Annotated in this window: 2 protein-coding genes; both read right to left on the bottom strand. The window is 48.0% G+C overall.

Going from position 1 to position 1,277, the window contains the following annotated elements; genetic code table 11:
* Positions 1-135 precede the first annotated feature (135 nt).
* Positions 136-909 (bottom strand): hypothetical protein, encoded by a 774-nt coding sequence (locus ACHHRT_RS13805; RefSeq protein WP_395500351.1) that lies wholly within the window; start codon positions 907-909, stop codon positions 136-138.
* A gap of 12 nt (positions 910-921) precedes the next feature.
* A partial coding sequence (locus tag ACHHRT_RS13800; RefSeq protein ID WP_395500350.1) for a hypothetical protein occupies positions 922-1,277 on the bottom strand: 356 nt, incomplete at its 5' end.

Raw genomic sequence — 1,277 nt, 5'->3', positions numbered from 1 at the left:
CCTTGACCTCATCCAGGCTACCCACCGCCACACTGCCGCCGATCACCGCCACCGCAAGATAAGAGCCCGCCACCACCTTATTATGGTATGGTCCCGGTGCCCAGCTCTGCTTCATTCGCACATGGGTGGACCTTGCTAATTGGTCTCCAGGTGTCCTATGGAAGCCAAATCGTCAGCCATCTGGTGCATTAACTCAATTCCCTTGCGTACCTTGCCCGCAAAGGTGGTCCCCTCCCAGGTGCCACTTCTGATCAGGGCCGAAAGGCTGTTTTGCTCCAGTTCTAACTCCCAGTCGCCCGGCTCAGTGCCAAAAGATTCCTCGAAAGCATGCCGCCATTGGCCGGTTACCGCGAGGGTATCATCGATAATCTCGTTTTCGGAATTCCCCGGACAGAGTCGCACACGACGGGACAGGGGCTTTTCGAGGTCGATCCACAGTCTAATTTCGGAAAGTCGCCGCATGTATTTTGGATTATATCCGCCCACCTCCCTTCTTATTTCCTTGCCGCATACAGTCTTGTCGCTCCATCCTCTTGGGTGTGGCCAAAAATCAAGAAATGACCTATCAAAAATAATCTCATACGCAACTGCCCCGACTACCCCCTTTGCAATCCGTTTTTGGGAAAAGAAAGTCCCTCCATCATCCCTTACTACCCGCCTTATATCTGATTTAAGACATAGACATAACCTCCAGAATATCGCCAAAGCTAAGGCCAAAGAAATTATGCTAACAGAATCACGTACAAGGAGGGTGGGTGTTAACGGGTGATCAGGTAAAAAAAAATTCTGTGTTGCAGATATGATCACAACAGGAACACCCCCGATGCCTAACACATAAAATAAGAACCAAGCTACGGCGAGCACATATGCGGAAACATCCCAACGACACCTGATCGGATTTACAATCATTAATCTAAGCCCCTATAACATAACCATTTTTATTTGCTGACCATAAACAGTGCTCCTCGCAAGCCTGGCTTTGAAACTACTTCTTGCCAAGAAATATGTTTCTATTATCAATGCGTTAATCCTGTGAATTACAAAGGCGACGCTTAATACGACAAAAACTGATACAAGAATGGGAGAAGCAACTTGGACGAACAGGCCAAACATCGCTTTAGCTGCTACTCCCGCAAGAACTGTGAGAACCCCATCAATTGCTCCTGCTGCCAGCCCTGTCCATAGGGAATCAGTCGCCGAGTAAACCAGATAGGCAGTTAACATTACACTGAGCGACGCAAGAAGATTACTAACATCTTTTAGAGCAGTATTATACG

Origin of the sequence: Desulfurivibrio modestus (assembly GCF_044068625.1) — a bacterium.
Taxonomy (GTDB): domain Bacteria; phylum Desulfobacterota; class Desulfobulbia; order Desulfobulbales; family Desulfurivibrionaceae; genus Desulfurivibrio.
This window is presented reverse-complemented; position numbering and strand designations above follow the sequence as displayed.

Bases quoted from the DNA above. Each gene is read 5' to 3' on its own strand.
- ACHHRT_RS13805 (WP_395500351.1), bottom strand. From the start codon at position 909: ATGATTGTAAATCCGATCAGGTGTCGTTGGGATGTTTCCGCATATGTG.